Here is a 310-nt window from a genome sequence, read left to right on the forward strand (position 1 = left end):
CACCGTGACGCTGAGCAATGGCCAGACCATCGTTATCGAAGCGGGTAAATCTGCGGGCTCGGTGGTGTTTGAAACGCCAGCTAACGACGTCTACAACAACGGTTCGACCGTCAACACAACGATCACCAACGCCACTGGCGGCAACTTCGAGAACCTGGCAACCAACCCTACGCCAGCGACCACCACCATCACCGACTCGATCGATAACACCACTGTCACGTTGACGGCAGATCCATCGGTCGTTGAAGGCGGCAACATCACTTACACCGCCACGCTGACCAACCCAGCGCAAACCGCTGTGACGGTCACG

1 protein-coding gene is annotated in these 310 nt (G+C 57.7%); it reads left to right on the forward strand.

Translation table 11 applies throughout. The annotated features are described in order from the left end of the window. On the forward strand, positions 1-310 hold a 310-nt coding region (locus AACV02_RS16875), incomplete at both ends, for an immunoglobulin-like domain-containing protein (protein ID WP_157986781.1).

This window comes from Pseudomonas sp. Larv2_ips (genome assembly GCF_963879675.1).
Taxonomy (GTDB): Bacteria; Pseudomonadota; Gammaproteobacteria; order Pseudomonadales; family Pseudomonadaceae; genus Aquipseudomonas.